The organism is Mycobacterium gordonae (assembly GCF_002101675.1).
GTDB lineage: Bacteria > Actinomycetota > Actinomycetes > Mycobacteriales > Mycobacteriaceae > Mycobacterium > Mycobacterium gordonae.
Map to the genome: position 1 here is coordinate 1 of NZ_LQOY01000260.1, position 20421 is coordinate 20421.

Below are 20421 nucleotides of genomic sequence, written 5' to 3' on the forward strand. Positions count from 1 at the left end.
CAACCCGCCCACCCCACCGGCGCCGCCCGCACCACCGGCCCATCCGGTACCGCCGATGCCGCCGGTGCCGATCAACCCGGCATTCCCGCCGATTCCGCCGGTCAGGGGCAGCACACCTCCGGTCGGGGAATAGCCGGCACCGCCGTCGCCGAGCAGGAAGCCGCCGGCCCCGCCGTTAGGCTGAGCCGCTGTTCCCGCGGCACCGTTGCCGATCAGGTCGCGGCCGAACAACGCCTGGGTGGGCGCGTTGACGATCGGGTCGACCGCCTGGCCGAAGGGGCTGGCAATCCATGCCTGCCCGGCCTGGTGAACCGGCTTGTACACAAGGGCCTGAAACGCGCCGGAAGTAAATTCGTTCAGCGCTTCCACCGGAGCGGCCGCGAAACCGCCGCCGAGCAGGGTGGCCTCCAATTGCGCGAGAATCGCCGCTTCGGCGCCGCCGTAGGAGGCCGCCGCGGCGCCGAGGTTCTTGACGAATTCCTGGTGGTAGACGGCCGCCTGCGCCGCGGCCGCCCGGTAGTCGGTGGCGTGGGTCCCGAACAGTGACGCGATCGCGACGGACACTTCGTCGGCCGCCGCGGCGGCCAGCTGAGTCGTCGGGATCGCCGCGGCCAGGTTGCCGGCACCGACGGCCGATCCGATCTGTCCTGCGTCTGCCGCCGCCGTTTCGATCATGTCCAGTGCCGCGACCACAAATGACATTTCGCTACTCCTCGATGCGTAATTCAGCCCGCTCGACATCTTGGCACTCGACGCAGCAAAAAGTGGTGGAATCGGCGACTTCGCGTGTCGCCGGAAGCCGCACCGGCTGCGATCCCGTGGCAACCGCCGCCTTGCCTGCAAAACAGGGCGATGCGAGCCCCCTTGACGATAGGCTGAACGCGCGTTTAGTGTACTGAACATGCGTTCAGCCGACCTGACTGCGGTGGCCCGGATACGCGATGCGGCCATCGAGCAATTCGGTGAGCACGGATTCGGGGTGGGCCTGCGCAGCATCGCCGAAGCGGCCGGGGTGAGCGCAGCGTTGGTCATCCACCATTTCGGGTCCAAGGACGGCCTGCGGAAGGCCTGCGACGAATTCGTCGCCGAGGAAATCCGCACCGGCAAGTCCGCGGCGATGCGGTCCAACGACCCGGCCACCTGGCTGAGTCAGATGGCCGAGGTCGAGTCCTATGCGCCACTGATGGCATACCTGGTCCGCAGCATGGTGTCCGGCGGTGAACTGGCGAAAATGTTGTGGCAGCGCATGATTGACAACGCCGAGGCGTACCTGCAGGAAGGCGTGCAGGCCGGCACTGTCAAGCCGAGTCGCGACCCGAAGGCCAGGGCCAAATATCTGGGCATCACCAACGGCGGCGGGTTCCTGCTCTATCTGCAAATGCACGAGACGCCAACCGATTTGCGCGCGGTGCTGCGCGACTATGCCCGTGACATGGTGCTGCCCGCTCTGGAGATCTATTCCCAGGGCCTGCTGACCGATCGCACCATGTACGACGCGTTTCTCGCCGAAGAGAACCAAGGAGGGTCACATGACAAGTAATTCCCAAGCGCCCATCGATGTTCGCGGTCTCACCAAGAACTTCGGCAATGTCCGGGCGCTCGACGGTCTCGACCTCACCGTGCACGAAGGAGAGGTCCACGGTTTCCTCGGACCCAACGGCGCCGGCAAGTCGACCACCATCCGCATACTTCTCGGGGTAGTCAAGTCCGATGGCGGTAGCGCGCGGCTGCTGGGCGGCGACCCGTGGAGCGACGCCGTCGCCCTCCATCGCCAAATCGCTTACGTGCCGGGCGATGTCACATTGTGGCCGTCACTGACCGGTGGGGAGACGATCGACCTGCTGGCCCGGATGCGCGGCGGAGTCGACGCACGGTTGCGGGCCGAGCTGACGGAGCGCTTCGAGTTCGACCCGACCAAGAAGGTGCGCACCTACTCCAAAGGCAACCGCCAGAAGGTTTCGCTGATCTCGGCGTTTTCGTCACGGGCCAGGCTGCTACTGCTCGATGAGCCGACCAGCGGACTGGACCCGCTGATGGAGAACGTTTTTCAGCAATGCGTCACCGAAGCCCGGAACCGCGGCGTGACAGTACTGCTGTCCAGTCACATCCTGGCCGAGACGGAAGCGCTGTGCGAACGCGTGACCATCATCCAGGCGGGCAGGACCGTCGAGAGCGGCTCACTGGAATCCATGCGCCACCTCAGCCGGACCTCGATCAAGGCCGAATTAATCGGCGACCCCGGCGATCTCACCCGAATCAAGGGCGTCGCCGACGTCAGCTTCGAAGGCAACACGCTACGGGCTCAGGTCGACAGCGACAGCCTCGGAGAACTGATCCGGGCACTCGGCGATGCCGGGGTGCGCAGCCTGGTCAGCCAGCCGCCCTCGCTCGAGGAGCTGTTCATGCGTCACTACAGCACCGACGGCGCACGGGACGCTAAGGAGGTGGCGGCGCGATGAGCACTGCGCTGCTGGACCGGCCGGCCGTTGCGCCGCAAGGCAATTCGATTTTCACCGGGACGCTGGGGCTGCTACGACTGTACCTGCGCCGCGACCGGGTCTCGCTACCGCTGTGGGTGCTGCTGCTGTCAGTCCCGCTAGGCAGCGTGTACATCGGCAGCATCGAGAAGATCTATTCCACCGACGCCGAGCGGGCCGGATTCGCGGCCACCATCATGGCCAGCCCCGCTCAGCGCGCGCTCTACGGTCAGATCTACAACAACAGCCTGGGCGCCGTGGGCATCTGGAAAGCCGGGATGTTTCATACGCTGATTGCCGTGGCGGTCATTCTCACCGTCATTCGGCACACTCGGGCCGACGAGGAAACCGGCCGCGCGGAATTGATCGATTCGACCGCGGTAGGCCGCTATGCCAGCCTCACGGCGGCGCTGCTGCTGTCGTTCGGGGCCTCGGTGGTCACCGGGCTGATCGGTGCGGCCGGCCTGCTCACCACCGATGTCCCCCTGGGCGGTTCGCTGGCGTTCTGTGCGGCGCTGGCCGGGTCCGGCCTGGTGTTCACCGCGGTGGCCGCGGTCGCCGCACAGGTGTCACCCAGCGCCCGAGTTGCGCGTGGGTCAGCCTTCGCCGTGCTCGGCGTGGCGTTCAGCCTGCGCGCGGTCGGCGATGCGGGTTCCGGTGCGTTGTCATGGTTCTCGCCGCTGGGGTGGTCGCTGCAGGTCCGCCCGTTCGCCGGTGATCGCTGGTGGGTGTTGCTCCTGCACGTGGCGACGACCGTGGCCCTCACCGTGGTGGCGTACCGGCTGTTGGCAGGCCGCGACGTCGGTGCCGGACTGTTCGCCGAGCGCACCGGACGCGCTACCGCGTCGGCAGCACTTGGGGGCGTTTTCGGCTTGGCGTGGCGCCTTGATCGCGGCGCACTGACGGTATGGACGGTGGGGCTGGTGCTCTACGGGCTGCTGATCGGCAGTGTCACGCACGGCATCGGCGACGAAATGGGCGGCGCGGCCGGACGGGACATCCTGGCGCGACTTGGCGGCACCAGTGCGCTGGAGCAGGCCTTCATCACCGTGGGATTCGGCATGCTGAGCATGATCGCGGCCGCGTTCGCGGTCTCGTTATCGCTGCGCGTGCATCAGGAGGAGGCTAGTCAGCGCGCCGAAACCCTACTGGCCGGGTCGGTTTCGCGCTCCCGCCTGCTGGCGAGTCATCTGCTGATGGCGTTGGGCGGGTCGACGTTCGCGATCCTGCTTTCCGGGTTGGCCGGCGGGCTGGCCTACGGCATGGCCGCCGGTGATGTAGCCGGCAAGCTGCCCATCGTCGTGGGCACCGCGGCGGTACAACTGCCCGCCGTGTGGCTGCTGTCCGGGGTGACGATCGTCTTGTTCGGTGTCACACCGCGATTCACGCCGATCGCGTGGGGTGTGCTGGTCGGGTTCGTCGCGCTGTACCTGCTCGGCTCGCTGTCGGGATCACCGCAGTGGCTGCTCGACCTGGAGCCGTTCGCGCACACACCGCGAGTCGGCCACGATTTCACCGCGGTGCCGCTGCTCTGGTTGCTGGCCGTCGACGCGGTGCTGATTGGACTGGGCGCCATAGCCTTTCGCCGGCGAGACCTACGGTCATGAAGACGGTATTGAAACTCATCTCCTCGCTGCTGTACGGCGCGGTGGTGTACGGCGTGCTGGTGTTCGTTCCGGCGGGGACGTGGCACTACTGGCAGGGATGGGTGTTCGTCGCGATCACGATGGGCTTGACCATTACCTCCAGCCTCTGGTTGGCCGTCAACAACCCGGCAGCGCTGCGGCGGCGCATGCAGGCCGGCCCGCGCGCGGAGGGCCGGCCCCTGCAAAAGGTGCTCATCACAGTCTTGTTTCTGATGAGTATGGGGGTCATGGCGTTCAGCGCGTTCGACCATCGGATGGGATGGTCGTCGGTCCCGCCGTGGGTGTCGGTCCTCGGCGACGTGATGGTCGCAGTCGGCCTGGCTTCGGCCTTGTTTGTCGTCGTCCAAAACAACTATGCCGCAGCTAATATCACGGTCGAAGAGGGGCAGACGCTCACCTCCGACGGCCTGTACGGCGTGGTCCGCCACCCGATGTACAGCGGGTCGCTAATCATGATGCTGGGTACGCCTTTGGCGCTCGGTTCGTACTGGGGACTGCCGATCGTCATGGCAGGCGTCGTGGCGCTGGTGCTGCGGATCCTCGATGAGGAGGAATTGCTCCGAGCCGAACTGGCGGGGTATCCCGAATACGCCCAGCGGGTGCGCTACCGCCTGGTCCCGCACGTCTGGTAGCTGGCGGCCTTCGCCGAGCAGACACAAAATCCCCTTGGAGCATACGTTCCAGTGGGATTTTGCGTCTGCTCGCGCAAGGAGGCGACCCGTGTCTAAGGTAACGGCGTGGCGCGAGACCCAGCACCTGCCCTGGACCGGCCCTGGCGGCGTCCCGGCGTCGGCCGGTACGCGCTGGAGCGGGTCCGCGGTATCGCCCGGCCGCCGGTCACCGTCACCGACCCACCACCGGACCTCGTCATCGACCGCGACGTCGAAGTTCCCACCCGCGACGGAACGGTGCTGCGCGTCAACATCTTCCGCCAGGGCGAGTCCGGGGCACGGCCTGTCATTCTCAGCATCCACCCGTACGGCAAGGACAACCTGCCCCGCCGGCGGCGCAACCGCTGGACATTCTCGCCTCAATTCCGCGCTCTGCGCCAACCTGCACCGCTGACGTTCTCGGCGCTGACCGGGTGGGAAGCCCCCGACCCGGCGTGGTGGACCGCTCAGGGCTTCACCGTCGTCAATGCCGACTCACGCGGATGCGGACACTCCGACGGCACCGGAAAGCTGTTGTCCCGTCAGGAGGCCGAGGACACCTACGACCTGGTGCAGTGGGCGGCCGAACAGCCGTGGAGCGACGGACACGTCGTCATGCTCGGGGTGTCCTACCTGGCAATCAGCCAGTACGCGGTCGCGGCGCTCCGGCCGCCGGCTCTGTCGGCAATCTGCCCGTGGGAAGGCTTCACCGACGCTTATCGCGACCTGACCTTCCCCGGCGGTATTCGGGAGTTCGGCTTCACCAGGTTGTGGTCACGGATGGTGAGCCGGACCCGCCAGACCTACACCCTGCAACAGATGCAGGACGAACATCCGCTGCGTGACGACACCTGGCGGTCCGTGGCGCCCGATCTGTCGGCGATCACCGTGCCGATGCTGGTCTGTGGCAGCTTCTCGGACAACAACCTGCACAGCCGCGGCTCGGTCCGGGCGTTCACCGAGGCCGGATCCGCTGCGAAGCGGCTGTACACCCACCGCGGCGGCAAATGGGAGCGGTTCTACTCCCCGGATGCGCTGGACGAACAACTGCAGTTCTTCCGCGACGCGCTCGGCGGGGGGCTGGCCGCGTCCCGCAGTGTGCGGCTCGAAGTTCGTGAAGACCGCGATACCGTGGCCTCGGTCCGCGAGGAGAGCGAGTGGCCGCTGGCCCGGACCCGGTGGCGGCGTCTGCATCTGGCAGGAGCCGGAGTTCTGGCGACCGAGGCGCCGACCACCGCCGGCAGCATCACATTCGAAACACATTCCCGCGCAGCGGCTTTCAGCTGGACCGTACCGGAGGACATCGAGTTGACCGGACCCATGGCCGCGCGGCTGTGGGTTCAACTGGACGGCTTCGACGACGCCAATATCTTTGTCGGGGTGGAGAAATGGCGAGACGGGCACTTCGTCGGCTTCGAGGGTTCTTACGGTTACGGCCGAGACCGGGTCACCACCGGCTGGCAGCGGGTGTCGTTGCGTGCATTGGACGCCGAACTTTCCAAACCCTGGGAGCCGGTCCCGGCATGTGACCGGCCGCAGCCGGTACGTTCCGGCGAGGTGCTGGCCCTGGATGTGGCGCTGGGTCCGTCGGCCACGTTGTTCCGTGCCGGCGAACAGTTGCGCTTCGTGGTGGGCGGGCGGTGGTTGTCCGCGCGAAACCCGCTCACCGGCCAGTTCCCGGCCGCCTACCCTGACCCGCCGCGCGGTTTGGTGACATTGCGCTGGGGCCCCCGCTACGACGCGCATCTGCTGATCCCCGAGGTTCCCTAGGCGGTGCGGCGACCCTTTAGATCCAGACGCCCTTGCCTACCGCCACCACTCCGCCGGCGCTGATCGCGAACCGCTCGCGGTCCTTCTCCAGGTCGACCCCGACCATCTCGCCGGGCCCCACGACCACGTTCTTGTCCAGGATCGCGTGGCGCACCACCGCGCCGCGGCCGACGCGCGCGCCGGGCATGATCACGCTGCCCTCCACGATCGCGCCGTCATCCACGACGACGTTCGATGACAGCACCGAATTGCGCACCGACGCCGCCGAGATGATGCTGCCGGCACCCACCACAGATTCCTGGGCCGAGCCGCCGTTAACGAACTTCGCCGGCGCCAGGTTCTCCGACTCTCCCCGGATCGGCCAGCGCTTGTTGTACAGGTTGAAGACCGGGTGCACTGACACCAGATCCATATGCGCGTCGTAGAACGCGTCCAGCGTTCCCACATCGCGCCAATAACCTCGGTCCCGGTCCGTGGCGCCGGGCACCTCGTTGTCCTTGAAGTCGTAGACGGCGGCCAACCCGTCCTCGACGAGTCTCGGAATGATGTCCCCGCCCATGTCATGGTCGGAGTGGTCATCGTCGGCGTCGGCGCGAATCGCATCGATGAGCACCTTGGTGGTGAAGATGTAGTTGCCCATCGAGACGAACGTGCTGGAGGGATCGTCGGGGGTGCCCGGCGGGTCCAACGGCTTTTCGACGAATTCCCGGATCCGGCCCGACTCGTCGGCGTCGATGCAGCCGAAGGCGCTCGCGTCGGTCCGCGGCACTCGGATACCGGCCACCGTGGCACCGGCTCCGCTGTCGATGTGGAACCGCACCATTTGCTCGGGATCCATGCGGTAGACGTGATCGGCGCCGAAAACCACTATGTAGTCGGGATCTTCGTCGTGGATCAGGTTGAGCGACTGGTAGATGGCGTCGGCTGAACCGGTGTACCAGCGGGGGCCGAGGCGCTGCTGGGCCGGAACCGGGGTGATGTACTCGCCGGCCAAACCTGATAGACGCCAGTTCTGGGATATATGGCGGTCCAGCGAGTGCGATTTGTACTGCGTAAGCACGCAAATCCGCAGATAGCGGGCGTTCACCAGGTTGGATAGCACGAAGTCGATCAGCCGGTAGGCCCCGCCGAAGGGAACCGCGGGCTTGGCACGGTCGGCGGTCAAGGGATAAAGCCGTTTGCCCTCACCACCGGCCAGCACGATGCCGAGCACGTGCGGCGCTTCCCTCATGGCTCAAACCTATCGGCAGCCACCGAGCGCTGCCACCGGTAGGTCCCCGATTGTCCAGTCACTAGACGAGCGGCTATTTAAGCAAATTGTTGCAGTTCGGGCCCCTCCTGTCCAGCTCCTCACCAGCCCGCCCGGCGGGCTGCGTCGTCGCCGGCCCCGCCCCTCCCGTCCAGCTCCTCAACAGCCCGCCCGGCGGGCTGCATCGTCGCCGAACTAACGTTCGGGTATGCGGGTGGCGATGATGACTCGGGAATACCCTCCGGAGGTCTACGGCGGAGCCGGCGTACACGTCACCGAACTGGTATCCCAATTGCGCAGGCTCTGCGCTGTCGACGTGCACTGCATGGGTGCCGACCGCCCGGGCGCCGTCGCCCACCAGCCCGACCCCCGCCTGCGCGGCGCCAATGCCGCGCTGGCCACCCTGTCGGCCGACCTGGTGATGGCCAATGCCGCCAATGCGGCCACCGTCGTGCATTCGCACACCTGGTACACCGGCATGGCCGGCCACCTGGCCAAGATGCTCTACGACGTTCCGCATGTGTTGACCGCACATTCGCTGGAGCCGATGCGACCGTGGAAGGCCGAGCAACTCGGCGGCGGCTATCACGTGTCGTCCTGGGTCGAGCAGACCGCCGCACTGGCCGCCGACGCGGTGATCGCCGTCAGCTCCGGCATGCGCGACGACATCCTGCGCGTCTACCCCACGATGGATCCGAATGCGGTGCACGTGATCCGCAACGGAATCGACACCGAATTTTGGCACCCGGCCGGCCCCGTCCACACCGGTTCGGTGCTGGCGGAACACGGCGTGGACCCGAACCGCCCCATCGTCGCGTTCGTCGGGCGTATCACCCGGCAGAAGGGCGTTCCGCACCTGGTCGCGGCCGCCCACCAGTTCAGCCCGGACATCCAGTTGGTGCTGTGCGCAGGCGCGCCCGACACCCCCGAGATCGCCGAGGAAGTGCGCTCGGCGGTCGCCAGACTGGAGCACAGCCGCACCGGGGTGTTCTGGATACGCGACATGCTGCACAAGACGAAGTTGCGCGAAATACTCACCTCAGCAACAGTTTTCGTGTGCCCGTCAGTGTACGAACCGTTGGGCATCGTGAACCTGGAGGCAATGGCGTGCGGGACGGCGGTGGTCGCCTCCGACGTCGGGGGCATCCCGGAGGTGGTCGCCGACGGCGTCACCGGGTCATTGGTGCATTACGACGCCGACTACTCCGAAGCCTTCGAGGCACGGCTGGCCGAGGCCGTCAACGCGCTGGTCGCTGACCCCGCGAGGGCCCAGCAGTACGGCCACGCGGGACGGCAACGTTGTATCGAGGAATTCTCGTGGGCACACATCGCCGAGCAGACGCTGGACATCTACCGGAAGGTGTGTGCCTGACGCAGACGGATGACCCGTCCGCAGGTTAGCTGGTGACGCCCTTCAGTTCGTCACCCAACGCGGCAGCCTCGTCCGGCGTCAACTCGACTACCAGGCGACCGCCACCTTCAAGTGGTACCCGCATCACGATGCCGCGCCCCTCTTTGGTTGCTTCAAGTGGACCGTCACCGGTCCGGGGCTTCATCGCCGCCATCGAGTGCTCCCTCCAGATTCGAGCTGGCCCGCACCCGCGGACCTGGTCGGCGCCGAGCATGCCCCGCCAGTGGATTTCCAGCCATACCCGACATTGAACTGCCAAATCACCCCTCTATTGTTCCCTATCCGGGAGACCAGGTGACAAAGACCCGCTTGTGAGGCCAACCTGATGCTTCACTGAACCCGCTTAGAACCGTTCGCCTGGACCCAGCAAGCGCTGATGTGATCGTCAACCATGCCCGTCGCCTGCATCAGCGCGTAAGCGGTCGTCGGTCCGACGAAGCGGAAACCACGGCGCTTCAGCTCGCGGGCCATCGCCGTGGATTCCGGGCTAGTCGAAGGGATATCGGACAGCTCAGCAAACCGGGGACGGGGTGGGGGCGCGAAGGACCACAGCAGATCAGAGAGGTCTTGCGGTGACCCCAGGTCGACAGCCGCGCGCGCGTTGGCAACCGTTGCTTCAATCTTGGCCCGGTTACGCACGATCCCGTTGTCGGCCAGCAGGCGCTCGACGTCATCGTCAGTGAAGCGGGCGACCTTCTCGACGTCGAACCCGTGGAACGCGCGGCGGAAATTCTCCCGCTTGCGCAAAATGATCAACCACGACAGACCGCTCTGAAAAGCCTCCAGGCTCATCCGCTCGAATAACGCCGTGCCGTCTTTGAGCGGGTGACCCCATTCGTCATCGTGATAGTTGCGGTAGAGGTCGGCGTCGGGTCCGGGGCGAACGACCGCCCACCCGCAGCGAACCAGGCCGTCGTCACTCATGTGGGCCCGGAGCGGTCTACCGCGACAGCATCCACGTCGGATACCTCGGCGTCAGCGTCGGGCTGCGCCTCCGTGCTCGAGCCCTGCAGCGCAGCTATCTGGCCGCGCAGCAAGTCCAGCTCGCGCCCCAGGCGCTCCAGCACCCAGTCGACTTCGCTGGTCTTATATCCCCGCAGTACTTGGGTGAATTTGACGGCCTCGACGTCCGCGGCCGTAACGCCGTACGCAGGCAGCACCGTGGCCGTCGTCGCCCTCGGCAGCGGCGGCAATTGCTCACCGCGACCGAACAACAGGCTGGCCACACCGAACAAAACGACCGCGACGAGAGTCAGAACCACCAGGTAAAGCAACACCAATGCCACGAGAGTCGATCTTGCCCTACGGCACCGACAAGCCGTCGATCAGCGCGGCCGCAGCACGCTCATCGGGGGCCGGTCGGTCAACGACACCGGCAAGGTGTGCTGGGTGTAACCGTCACCGGCGGGAAAGAACTGGGTCAACCCGACTCCCGAATCGGGAATGCCGCAGCGCGACAGCAAGGTTGCGATCACCTGCCGGCTCATCGCGCCCAATTCCTCCAGCGGCCGGTTCCGGTGAGCTCGCACACCCAGGTTGACCTGGGCGATGGCGTCCAAACCGAGCCGGTCGAAGGTGTCGACCAGCAGGCCGATTTCCACGCCGTAGCCCGGCGCGAACGGCAGCGACATGAGCAGCTCCCGGGTGGCCGCGTACTCCCCGCCCAAGGGCTGCAACACCCAGCCCAACTCGGGACGCAGCGCCGCCAGCAGTGGGCGCGCAACCAGTTCGGTGACCCGGCCACCGCCGGTGGAGCCGGCGTCGCCGCTGGCATCGCCCACCTTGAGGGGCCGCCGGTAAAACCCCTTGACCAGGTGAATGCCGTCCCCGGTCAGCAGCGGGCCGACGAGGTTCGGCACGAACATCGGATTCGGGTCAATGAGGTCGGAGTCGATGAACACCACGATGTCGCCGCTGGTGGCCGCCAGGGACCGCCACAGGGCCTCACCTTTGCCCGGCCGGACCGGTAGCTCCGGCACCGCCTGCTCGCGACTCACCACTCGGGCACCGGCGGCGATGGCACGGATCTCGGTGTCATCGGTGGACCCCGAATCCAGCACGATCAGTTCGTCGACCAGTCCGTCAACCAGCGGCGAGACGCTGTCGATCACCGATTCGACGGTTTCTTCCTCGTTGAGAGCCGGCAGCACTACCGAGATCGTCCTGCCCGCCTTGGCCGCGACGAGTTCGCTGACGGTCCAGCGCGGCCGGTTCCAGCTCCGGTCGGCCAGGTCACCGACGAGATCCGCAGCGACCAGATCGGATGCTGTCATCCAAGTCCCCTCACGGTGCGCGTGGGCGGCCGGATGCCCTGAATCGAGGCCACCATTTCCAGCACCCTTCTGGTCGCCGCGACCTGGTGGACGCGGAACATGCGGGCTCCGGCGGCCGCGGCCAGCGCCGTGGCGGCCAGCGTCCCCTCGAGCCGTTCGGTCACGTCCACGCCTAGAGTCTCCCCGACGAAGTCCTTATTACTCAAAGCCATGAGCACCGGCCATCCGGTACTAACAAGATCGGCCACGTGTCGCAACAGGAGCAGCCCGTGGAAGGTGTTTTTGCCGAAATCATGGGCCGGGTCGATCAGTATCCGGTCGCGGGCTACTCCGGCCGCTACGGCCCGCTCTGCGGCGGTTGTGACCTGGCGAATCACGTCGTCCACCACGCCGCGGGTAGTCGTACCGTAGCTCACGCGGAAGGGCCGGGTGCGTGGTAGCGCTCCCCCGGTGTGGGCGCACACCAGACCGGCGCCGAACTCGGCTGCCACCTCTTGCAGCTGCGCGTCCACGCCGCCCCAGGTGTCGTTGATGATGTCGGCGCCGGCCGCGCACGCCAGCTTGGCTACCTCAGAGCGCCAGGTATCGACGCTGATCAGCTGGTCGGGATAGGCGCCGCGCAGCCATTCGACGAACGGCACCAGCCGCGAGATTTCGGTGTCGGTGTCGACGGTTTCGCCGGGGCCCGCCTTGACCCCGCCGATATCGATGACGTCCGCGCCCTCATCGACCGCGCGGTGCACCGCCTCGCGAGCTGCGTCGTCGGCGAACGTCGCGCCCTTGTCGTAGAACGAGTCCGGCGTGCGGTTGATGATCGCCATGATCAGGGCGCGATCACCCGCGACCGGGCGACCGCACAGGGTTTGTGGGCCGGCTGACGAAGACGTCGAACGCACGCCTCCATAGTGCCTGCTGGTTTGACATTGCCGGGAGCGGCCTGCTTCGCGTTCCCGAAAGACTCGCATCTGTTCAGGCCATGAGTGCAGGCGGCCGAATCGTGATTCGACCACGATCAGCCAGACCGTCACAACCCATGGGAATAGACGCTCCGGCTGGGTGCGACGACAAGAAGGCTTTTCAATGCAGCCACACATCCTTGAGCTGGAGTCGCAATCGTTATCGCTGCTCGGCCCGCAGCTACGCAGTATGTCGACGGTGCTGGAAACGGCACCGCCGGGCGTGGCCACCGACCCGGCGAGTGATACTCCGACGATGGTGATTGCCAGATCGGTGAGCGTAGAGACGCTTCCGGCGATACGAACCGCCGTGGCCAAGCGTTTCGGCCGAGTGGCTGACCACGTCGATCGGGCATGTGCTCATTCCGCGGACGCTGAGGTGGACTTGACCGCATCAATTGCTGGTGTGAACGGTAAACCGCCTCCTCGGGGATCCGCGTCCTCTCTGTGATCGAGTGCGACTTCGGAGCTGCCTTGGTGACACGCAGCCAGATCGATGCGGCACGGCCGGACTTGGTGGTGGCGTGGATCCAATCTTGGCGAAATACCGTAACCGATTTGGAGACCCATGCCGATGACTATGTCCGGCTCATGGAGAAACCCGGCGGGCAGGCGTACTCGGGACGTTTCGCCGAGGCTGCTGTCAAGACTGCGCACACCGATCGTAGGACCATCATGAACAGCTCCGACGCGATCGAGGCGATGGCGAAAAGAGCGTTTCGTGGCATGACCGAGTCGGTAATGCCAAAACTTGCGAACGTGCGGGCGATGATTGACAACGCCGAGCGCCTCGGTTTCGCCGTCAAAGACGACTTATCGGTGTCCTGGTCACAGCCAGCAGGGATGAGCGAAGTGACGGCGCAGAAGTATCGGCAAGCCAGCGTTCGGTTCTCCGGGGAGATAAAGAACGCCGCCCAAGACTGGTGGGAAGCCGAACAGCAGGTATCGGCTCAGATGAGCCGAGACCGAGATGCGCTTCGGATGCCCTTCGGCGGCTCGACGGGCGCCTCACGCAGCGGCGTGCAACTTGTTGATTACCGATTTCCGCTGCATCCGGGCGGCCCGTTACCCCAGGACACGCAGCCTTACCCGGTCAATGAGGTGATCGCCGAAGCCACTGACTTAGATGGCAACCACGTTCTTCTCCGCCGCGGCTACTACGACGCAAGTGCCGGAAGAGGATTCGGGTGGGATAAGGCCTTCTGGCGGCACGGCGTGACTAACCCGAAGGTGTTTACCGACCTTATTTCACACATCGGCCATTGAGCAAAAAGGATGGAGAACTAATTTATGAGATTCCGATCAATCGCGCTCACTGCTCAACTAGCTTCGGATTGTTGACTAGTTGTGACGACACCGGTGAGAGTGTGACTATGAGAGTCGTGGTTGACACCACCGGGGGCGCCCCGACGTGCCCGACGGGGCGCAAAAAGGGGTAATAACAATGTACCCGCTCGAAGGCGGAAGCGGAGTAATAAACTTGGGGCCGAGATGGACCTGGACCCCGCCATGGGTCAACAACAATGTGCCCATCAACTGATGCCGGCAACGCAGCGGGTGAGTTCGCGACCGAGGTTTTGCGAAACTTGCTGCATCGCATCGACAATGAAAACCAAGAAGGTAGCGGTCCCTACATCATCTCGCATGCCTGGACCGAGGGGCCGATCATGTTCCTGGTGTATTCGACTCCGCCGTCGGAGATCACCTGGGGGCTCGCCCGCGACACAAGTGAGTCGCTCATAGACCCGAGTCCCTGGCCCAACATAGACGAGGCTGTGCGGTATTACTACCGTCTGGACCTGGAAGAAGGCGCGCCTTCATTCGTACCGCCGGGTGAGCCGGGCGCCATATTGTGGGGCGGCGATCCACAGGACGATCTCCCGGAGCGCCTCACCGACATTCCCGAAGAACATCGCTACATGTCCCGGACCTCCCCGTCGACCGCCACGCGCGGGCGCGAACAGGGTCAGCACATAGTCAACGAGGCACGCCGTTACGTCGATCCGCGGGAATTGTGAGCAGAACACTGCAGCCATCGAGCTTGAATAGAATAGATCAGCGTTAAGATTTCACGCCGATATTTCAACCGACTACACTATTCCAACCCGAACTTCTCGGCCGACAAGACGGATTGGACGATTCCGAATTCATTCGCGTGCGCCTGTCGCCTCAGCGATCGCAGCTAGGCATTTTGTTCGACCTTCATTGGTGTGAAGGCTTTGCGGGTTCCAACGCCGCGCTTAATGGGTTGAGCGGCGTGTCGGTCACACCGACGGACTAGCTGGTGCACCAGCCGCGTACCCCGTCAGGCAGTCAACGATTTCTTCTGAGCCAGATCAGCCCTGCGGTCGCTTACCCGCGGCGACCTCAGCCGGATACTCGTCGTAGAAAGGCACGTAGCCCTCTTTGCGGCCCGCCAATACGTAGAGCGGATCCTCGACATCCGAGCCATAGGCCTGCTTACGCAACTCCACCTTGCGGCTCTTGAACGTCGTGGTGTGCTCCAGCGACTCGACCAGCCGCACGAACAGCGGCAGCGCATAACCGGGCAGCTTGTCGTAGACGGCGCGGGCCAGGGATTGCCCGTCGAACTCGGCGCCTTCACGCAGCTTGATCGCGGCCATGCCGGCCCGCCCGCCGGTGTCGGGCACCTCGACACCGAAAACCGTGCACTCTTCGACATGGGGATCGGTCGCCACGGCGGCCTCGACCTGGGTGGTGGCGACGTTCTCGCCCTTCCAGCGGAAGGTGTCACCAAGCCGGTCGACGAAGGCGGCGTGGAACAAGCCCTGGGGACTCATCACATCGCCCGTGTTGAACCAGCAGTCGCCCTCTTTAAAGGCGTTGCGCACCAACTTCTTTTCGGTTGCCGACTTGTCGGTGTAGCCGTCGAACGGCTGCAACCGGTTGACCGGGCTCAGCAACAGGCCGGGTTCGCCGGCGGGCACCCGGCGCACCCGTCCGTTCTCGTCGCGCACCGGTTCACCGGTGTCGGGGTCGTATTCGACATACGCGAGCGGCATCGGCGAAATCCCGGTGCTGCGAGGCACATTGAAGACGTTGATGAACGCGGTGGTGCCTTCGCTGGCGGCGTAGAACTCGCAAACCCGGGAGATGCCAAAACGTTCGGTGAAGTCGTCCCAAATGTCCGGGCGCAGGCCGTTGCCGGCGATGACGCGGATCTGGTGCTTGCGGTCGGTCGGTTTGGCCGGCTGGTTGAGCAGGTAGCGGCAGACCTCGCCGATGTAGATGAACGCGGTGGCGCGGTGTTCAATCACCTCGTCCCAGAATCGCGACGCCGAGAACGACTTCCCCAGCGCCAGTGTCGCGCCCGAGTTGATCACCGACGAGACCGCGACCGTCAGCGCATTGTTGTGATACAGCGGCAGGCAGCTGTACAGCGTGTCCGAGCTCCGCAACCGCAGCCCCAGCCCGCCGAAGGCACCGAGCGCTTTGAGCCAGCGGTAGTGGGTCATCACGCTGGCCTTCGGATAGCCGGTGGTGCCGGAGGTGAAGATGTAGAAGGCGGTGTCCTTGGCGCGCACCGCCGTTGACGAGGACGGGTTGGTGGCCGGGGCCGTGGTGGCGAATCGCGCCAGGTCTTCGATGGTGAGCACGTCACCCACCGCGCCACCGGATTCGCTGACGGCGCTTACCAAGTCGGACTCGGCGATCAGTACCTTGGCATCCAGCAGGCCGAGGCTGTGCGCCAAGACATCGCCGCGCTGGTGATAGTTGAGCATGCCGGCCACCGCGCCGCACTTGACCACTGCCAGCATGGTCAGCACCGCGTTCGGCGAGTTGCGCAGCATGACACCCACCACGTCGCCGGGCCCCACCCCGCGCGCGGCCAGCACGGCGGCGTAGCGGTTGGCGGTGGCGTTGGCTTCCCGATAGGTGAGCTGTTGATCGCCGAACTTCAAGAAAACCCGGTCCGCGTAGCGGGCGGCCCGGTCCTGGAAGACCGAGGCGATCGACGTCTTGGAGCTGGGCCGGGCCAACAGGCCGCCGATGCCCCGCGCGATCGACGGCGAATCGGCGATCAGGCCGGGCACCTGCATCGCGATGTCAGTGAGCTTGATCCGTGCGCGTGCGCCTTGATCGGACACGTCATCCCTCGCTTCGTTGAACCCACTTGGCCCGTCAACCGGGCGCGCACGCGTTAAGCGCATCGCCGACTTTATCGACCACCATCAACCGGTCGACGGCGGCCTGTGAGATGTAGCCGCTGTCGATCAATCCGTAAACCCAGGCGCGCACACCGTCGTAGTGACCCCAGGGGTCCAGCAGCACGATGGGTTTGTCGTGCACACCCAGATAACCCTCGGTCCATGCGCTCAGCAACTCGTCCAGGGTGCCGACGCCGCCCGGCAACGCGATGAACGCGTCAGCCCGCTCCTCCATCACCTGCTTGCGCTCGCGCAGCGTGTCCGTGACGATCAACTCGTCCGAATCATGGTCGGCCAGTTCGCGTTCCAGCAACATCGTCGGTATCACCCCGACGGTCCAACCGCCGTGGGCCCGGGCGGCCGAGGCCACCGCCCCCATCGCCGACACATGGCCGCCGCCCCACACCAGCGTCCAACCCCGCTCGGCGATGGCCGCACCCAGGGAGGCAGCGAGCTCCAGCAACTCCGGGTGCGTCGGCGAAGCGGCGCAGTACACCGCGACCGTCCACTGGCCGCTGGTTGCGGAAGGCATATCCGAAAGGTAGACCAACCCTGCACAAGCTGCGTACCGAACCTGGGCCATAGACTCGCAATGGTGCCGATTCGTTGGAATGTCCCCCAGCACACGGCCGCGCTGCAGCGGCTGACCGCCGCGTTGGCCGACAAGGGTGGCGCCGTCGTGCTCGGACCCGACGGCGTCGGCAAGTCAACCGTGGCGCGCCTGGCCGCCGAGGAGTTCTGCGCCGAACACCCGACGACGACAACTCGCTGGGTGATCGGCACCCCTGCCGAGCGTGTCGTGCCCTTCGGCGCCTTCGGACACCTGATCGACATCGCCGACGTCGGCAAGCCGGCCGCATTGTTGCGCGCCGCCCGCACCTCGCTGACCCGCGCCGCCGAGCAGGGAGATCTGCTGCTGATCGTCGACGAGGCGCATGACCTGGACATCTTGTCGGCCACGCTGGTGTACCAACTGGCGCTCACCCGGGCGGCCCGGATGATTGTCACCGCGCGTGCCGATGCGGCGCCGCCGGCGATTGCGGCGTTGTGGACCGACGGCCTGCTGGAGCGCATTGACCTCGAGCCGCCCGCCGGGGTGACGACCGCCGCCGAGGTCGACGAGTTCCTGGCCGAGTTGCCGGGGCCGGCGCGGTCGGTGGTTGAGTTCCTCTCGATCCTGGAGCCGTTGACGCTCGACGATCTGAACGTCCTGGCCGGTGACGGCGCGGTCGGGCAGGCCGAGGAGTTGGGGGCGGCGGAGACTCGGGTGCGCAACCATGACGACCAGCGCCCGGTGGTCTACACCGCGCACCCGCTGTTCGCCGTGCGCATGCGTGCGGCGCTCGGCGACGACGGAACACGGCGACGGCGCACCGAACTCGTCAGGCTGCTGGCCGGGCATCCGGCCGAACACCTCAGCGACAGGCTCCGTTTGGCATCCCTGGCTCTGGACTCCGATGTCCCCCAACCGGTCGACGAGGTGGCCGCCGCCGCGCAGCAGGCACTGCGACTGGGCGACCTGCTGCTGTCCGAACGGCTGGCGCGGGCGGCCGTGGAACGATCGGGCGGACTGGATGCGCGCCTTACCCTCGGGCAGGCACTGGGTTGGCAGGGCCGCGGCCGCGAGGCCGGCGCGGTGCTGGCGGCGGTAAATCCGGCCGAGCTATCGGAGTCGGAGTTGATGGCGTGGGCGGTGCCGCGGGCCGCTAACCAGTTCTTCATGCTCGGCGAGCCGGAGAAGGCCACCGCGTTTCTGCAGACCACCCGCGGCCGGCTCACCGACCCGGCGGCGCGCACCGTGCTGGACGGGTTGAGTGCCACGTTTGCGATGAATGCCGGAAACCTACGGCACGCAATGACTTTGGCCATGGAAGTGCTGTCCGGCTCGACGGCCAGCGACATGGCGGTGTCTTGGGCGGCCAGTGCTGCCGCGTTGTCCTCGGCCCGGATGGGCCGGTTCGGTGACGTCGAGCGGCTGGCCGGACAGGCCACGGCCGCCGAGCATCCCGGGCTGTTGCGATTCACGGTGGGGCTTGGTCAGATCACCTCGCTGGTGATGTCCGCAGAAGTGGCGCAGGCACAGGCGCTGGCCCAGCAGTTCACCGACTTCGCCGAGTTGCAACAGCCCGGCCGGGCGATCGGCGAGGTGCTATCAGCGTACGTGCTGCTCATTCAAGGCGAATTCGAGACTGCCGCAGCGCTTTTGGAGCCCGCAGCCGCCGAACTGGAACGCACCGGCTACTCCTGGGGCCCGTTGTCGCTGATGTTGTTGGCGACGGCCATCGCGCACCAAGGCGATATCCCCGGCTCGGCGAAAGCGTTGCGGCGCGCGGAATCCCGGCATGGAACGAAATCGGCCCTGTTCGCGCCCGAGCTGGGTCTGGCCCGCGCGTGGACCAGGGCGACCGCCCGGGATGGCACCGGCGCGGTGACGGCGGCGCGGGAAGCGGCGCGCGCCGCGGAGCGGGCCGGCCAGTCGGCGGTGGCACTGCTGGCCTGGCATGACGCGGTGCGACTGGGTGACCGGCGCGCGGCGGATCCGATTTCCCGCCTCACCTCCCAAATAAAGTGTGCTGTCGGCGATCTCATCGCCAAGCACGCCAGAGCGCTGGTTGCCGGCGACGCGGCGGGCCTGACGGCGGTGGCTGACGAACTGGCCGCGACCGGGATGGGCGCCGCCGCCGCGGACGCTCGGCGGCAGGCCCAGCAGTTCAGCGGCTAACCGCTCAGGTAGCTCCGCAGCATGTCCACCGCGGCTGTGATCTCACCGACCGCGACCCGCTCGTCGCGCTTGTGCGCCAGATTGGGGTCGCCCGGTCCGTAATTGAGCGCCGGGATGCCCCGCGCCGCAAACCGGGAGACGTCCGTCCAGCCGTACTTCGCCCGCACCTGGCCCCCGGCGGCATCAACCAGCGATCTCGCCGCCGGCGCGGACAGGCCGGGCAACGCGCCCGCCGCGGAGTCGGTCAGTTCGATGGACACGTCCAGCCCGTCGAGCACCTCGTGGACGTGCCGTAGAGCAGCGTCGGGTGAGCGGTCGGGGGCGAAGCGGAAGTTGACCGTGACCGAGGCGGCATCGGGAATCACATTGCCCGCAATGCCGCCATCGATGCGCACCGCTGACAGGCCCTCCCGGTACACGCAGCCGTCGATGTCGACGCTACGCGGCGCATAGCCGGCCAGCCGGTCCAGCACGGCGCCTAACTTGTGAATAGCGTTGTCCCCCAACCAGGAACGGGCGGAATGCGCGCGTGTTCCGGTGGCGCTGACCACCACGCGCAGCGTGCCCTGGCAACCGGCCTCGATGAAGCCCCCGGTGGGCTCGCCCAGGATCGCGACGTCGGCGGTCAACCAGTCCGGCAGCTCGCGCTCCAGGCGACCCAAACCGTTTGCCGCGGACTCGATTTCCTCGCAGTCGTAGAACACCAGGGTCAAATCGTGGGCCGGTTCGGTCACCGTGGCGGCGAGGTGGAGGAACACCGCGTCGCCCGATTTCATGTCGGAGGTGCCGCAGCCGTGTAATTCGCCGTTCTCGATCCGGCTGGGCAGATTGTCGGCCGCCGGAACGGTGTCCAGGTGCCCGGCCAGCAGCACCCGCGACGACCTGCCCAGGGCCGTGCGCGCCAGCACCGCGTTGCCGTTGCGAATGATCTCGAACCCCGAGGTCTGGTCACGAAGGGCCGTCTCGACCTCGTCGGCGATGCGGGCCTCGTCACGCGACTCGCTGGGAATATCGACCAGCGCCGCGGTCAGCTCCACCGGGTCTCCCCGCAAATCCAGCACGTCCCCCAGTATGCCGAGCAGACACGAAAGCCCCTTC

19 protein-coding genes are annotated in these 20421 nt (G+C 66.2%); 9 read left to right on the plus strand and 10 right to left on the minus strand.

Annotated elements, in window-relative coordinates:
• Positions 1 to 702: PE family protein (locus AWC08_RS34385; protein ID WP_142283977.1), on the minus strand; the 702-nt coding region annotated here is incomplete at its 3' end.
• 199 nt (positions 703 to 901) lie between these two features.
• Here AWC08_RS34385 and AWC08_RS34390 point away from each other — a divergent pair.
• The 5 genes from AWC08_RS34390 (at position 902) to AWC08_RS34410 (ending at position 6543) form a co-directional block, all read left to right on the plus strand.
• Complete coding sequence (locus AWC08_RS34390) at positions 902 to 1540, plus strand: TetR/AcrR family transcriptional regulator (protein WP_065137261.1); 639 nt, start codon at positions 902 to 904, stop codon at positions 1538 to 1540.
• On the plus strand, positions 1530 to 2459 hold the full coding sequence (locus tag AWC08_RS34395) for an ABC transporter ATP-binding protein (RefSeq protein ID WP_065137260.1): 930 nt from the start codon (positions 1530 to 1532) through the stop codon (positions 2457 to 2459). The genes AWC08_RS34390 and AWC08_RS34395 overlap by 11 nt, the downstream gene beginning before the upstream one ends.
• Positions 2456 to 4084: an ABC transporter permease gene (locus AWC08_RS34400; protein ID WP_174900805.1), complete on the plus strand. Its 1629-nt coding sequence runs from the start codon at positions 2456 to 2458 to the stop codon at positions 4082 to 4084. Before AWC08_RS34395 ends, AWC08_RS34400 begins: the two co-directional genes overlap by 4 nt.
• Complete coding sequence (locus tag AWC08_RS34405) at positions 4081 to 4755, plus strand: methyltransferase family protein (RefSeq protein WP_065137259.1); 675 nt, start codon at positions 4081 to 4083, stop codon at positions 4753 to 4755. Before AWC08_RS34400 ends, AWC08_RS34405 begins: the two co-directional genes overlap by 4 nt.
• 105 nt (positions 4756 to 4860) lie before the next feature.
• On the plus strand, positions 4861 to 6543 hold the full coding sequence (locus tag AWC08_RS34410; protein WP_069433526.1) for a CocE/NonD family hydrolase: 1683 nt from the start codon (positions 4861 to 4863) through the stop codon (positions 6541 to 6543).
• A 16-nt stretch (positions 6544 to 6559) separates the two neighbouring features.
• Here AWC08_RS34410 and glgC read toward each other — a convergent pair whose 3' ends face one another.
• Entirely contained in the window at positions 6560 to 7774 is a 1215-nt protein-coding gene (glgC, locus tag AWC08_RS34415) for a glucose-1-phosphate adenylyltransferase (RefSeq protein WP_065137257.1), read from the minus strand.
• Positions 7775 to 8000: 226 nt separating this feature from the next.
• Here glgC and glgA point away from each other — a divergent pair, with 226 nt between their 5' ends.
• Positions 8001 to 9164: a glycogen synthase gene (gene glgA, locus AWC08_RS34420; RefSeq protein ID WP_069433527.1), complete on the plus strand. Its 1164-nt coding sequence runs from the start codon at positions 8001 to 8003 to the stop codon at positions 9162 to 9164.
• Between the two features lie 25 nt (positions 9165 to 9189).
• On the opposite strand, the gene AWC08_RS34425 is transcribed toward glgA, so the two are convergent.
• The 5 genes from AWC08_RS34425 to folP form a co-directional block, all read right to left on the minus strand.
• Positions 9190 to 9357, minus strand: a complete 168-nt coding sequence (locus AWC08_RS34425; protein WP_003406247.1) for a DUF3117 domain-containing protein — start codon at positions 9355 to 9357, stop codon at positions 9190 to 9192.
• Between the two features lie 176 nt (positions 9358 to 9533).
• Positions 9534 to 10127 carry a DNA-3-methyladenine glycosylase I gene (locus AWC08_RS34430; protein ID WP_069433528.1) on the minus strand — a complete coding sequence of 198 codons (594 nt, stop codon included), beginning with the start codon at positions 10125 to 10127 and terminating at the stop codon, positions 9534 to 9536.
• Entirely contained in the window at positions 10124 to 10489 is a 366-nt protein-coding gene (locus AWC08_RS34435; protein ID WP_065137254.1) for a DivIVA domain-containing protein, read from the minus strand. Before AWC08_RS34435 ends, AWC08_RS34430 begins: the two co-directional genes overlap by 4 nt.
• Before the next feature lie 39 nt (positions 10490 to 10528).
• Positions 10529 to 11476, minus strand: coding sequence for a glucosyl-3-phosphoglycerate synthase (locus tag AWC08_RS34440; protein WP_069433529.1), 948 nt, complete (start codon positions 11474 to 11476; stop codon positions 10529 to 10531).
• Entirely contained in the window at positions 11473 to 12441 is a 969-nt protein-coding gene (gene folP / locus AWC08_RS34445) for a dihydropteroate synthase (RefSeq protein ID WP_142283978.1), read from the minus strand. The genes AWC08_RS34440 and folP overlap by 4 nt, the downstream gene beginning before the upstream one ends.
• 468 nt (positions 12442 to 12909) lie before the next feature.
• Here folP and AWC08_RS34450 point away from each other — a divergent pair, with 468 nt between their 5' ends.
• A complete protein-coding gene (locus tag AWC08_RS34450; RefSeq protein ID WP_142283979.1) occupies positions 12910 to 13698 on the plus strand; it encodes a hypothetical protein in 789 nt (262 codons plus the stop codon).
• Positions 13699 to 14018: 320 nt separating this feature from the next.
• A complete protein-coding gene (locus AWC08_RS34455; RefSeq protein ID WP_232007846.1) occupies positions 14019 to 14450 on the plus strand; it encodes a hypothetical protein in 432 nt (143 codons plus the stop codon).
• A 318-nt stretch (positions 14451 to 14768) separates the two neighbouring features.
• Here the strand turns inward: AWC08_RS34455 and fadD6 are convergent, their stop codons facing one another.
• Positions 14769 to 16541, minus strand: a complete 1773-nt coding sequence (fadD6, locus tag AWC08_RS34460) for a long-chain-acyl-CoA synthetase FadD6 (RefSeq protein WP_069433532.1) — start codon at positions 16539 to 16541, stop codon at positions 14769 to 14771.
• 34 nt (positions 16542 to 16575) lie between these two features.
• On the minus strand, positions 16576 to 17133 hold the full coding sequence (locus tag AWC08_RS34465) for a TIGR00730 family Rossman fold protein (RefSeq protein ID WP_065137248.1): 558 nt from the start codon (positions 17131 to 17133) through the stop codon (positions 16576 to 16578).
• A gap of 63 nt (positions 17134 to 17196) precedes the next feature.
• Here AWC08_RS34465 and AWC08_RS34470 point away from each other — a divergent pair, with 63 nt between their 5' ends.
• The gene (locus AWC08_RS34470; RefSeq protein WP_069433542.1) at positions 17197 to 19323 is read left to right on the plus strand and encodes a GTPase domain-containing protein; all 2127 of its coding nucleotides are present in this window, start codon (positions 17197 to 17199) and stop codon (positions 19321 to 19323) included.
• Here the strand turns inward: AWC08_RS34470 and dapE are convergent.
• Positions 19320 to 20384, minus strand: a complete 1065-nt coding sequence (gene dapE / locus AWC08_RS34475) for a succinyl-diaminopimelate desuccinylase (protein WP_069433541.1) — start codon at positions 20382 to 20384, stop codon at positions 19320 to 19322. The two genes, AWC08_RS34470 and dapE, sit on opposite strands and share 4 nt — an antisense overlap.
• Positions 20385 to 20421: the final 37 nt, after the last annotated feature.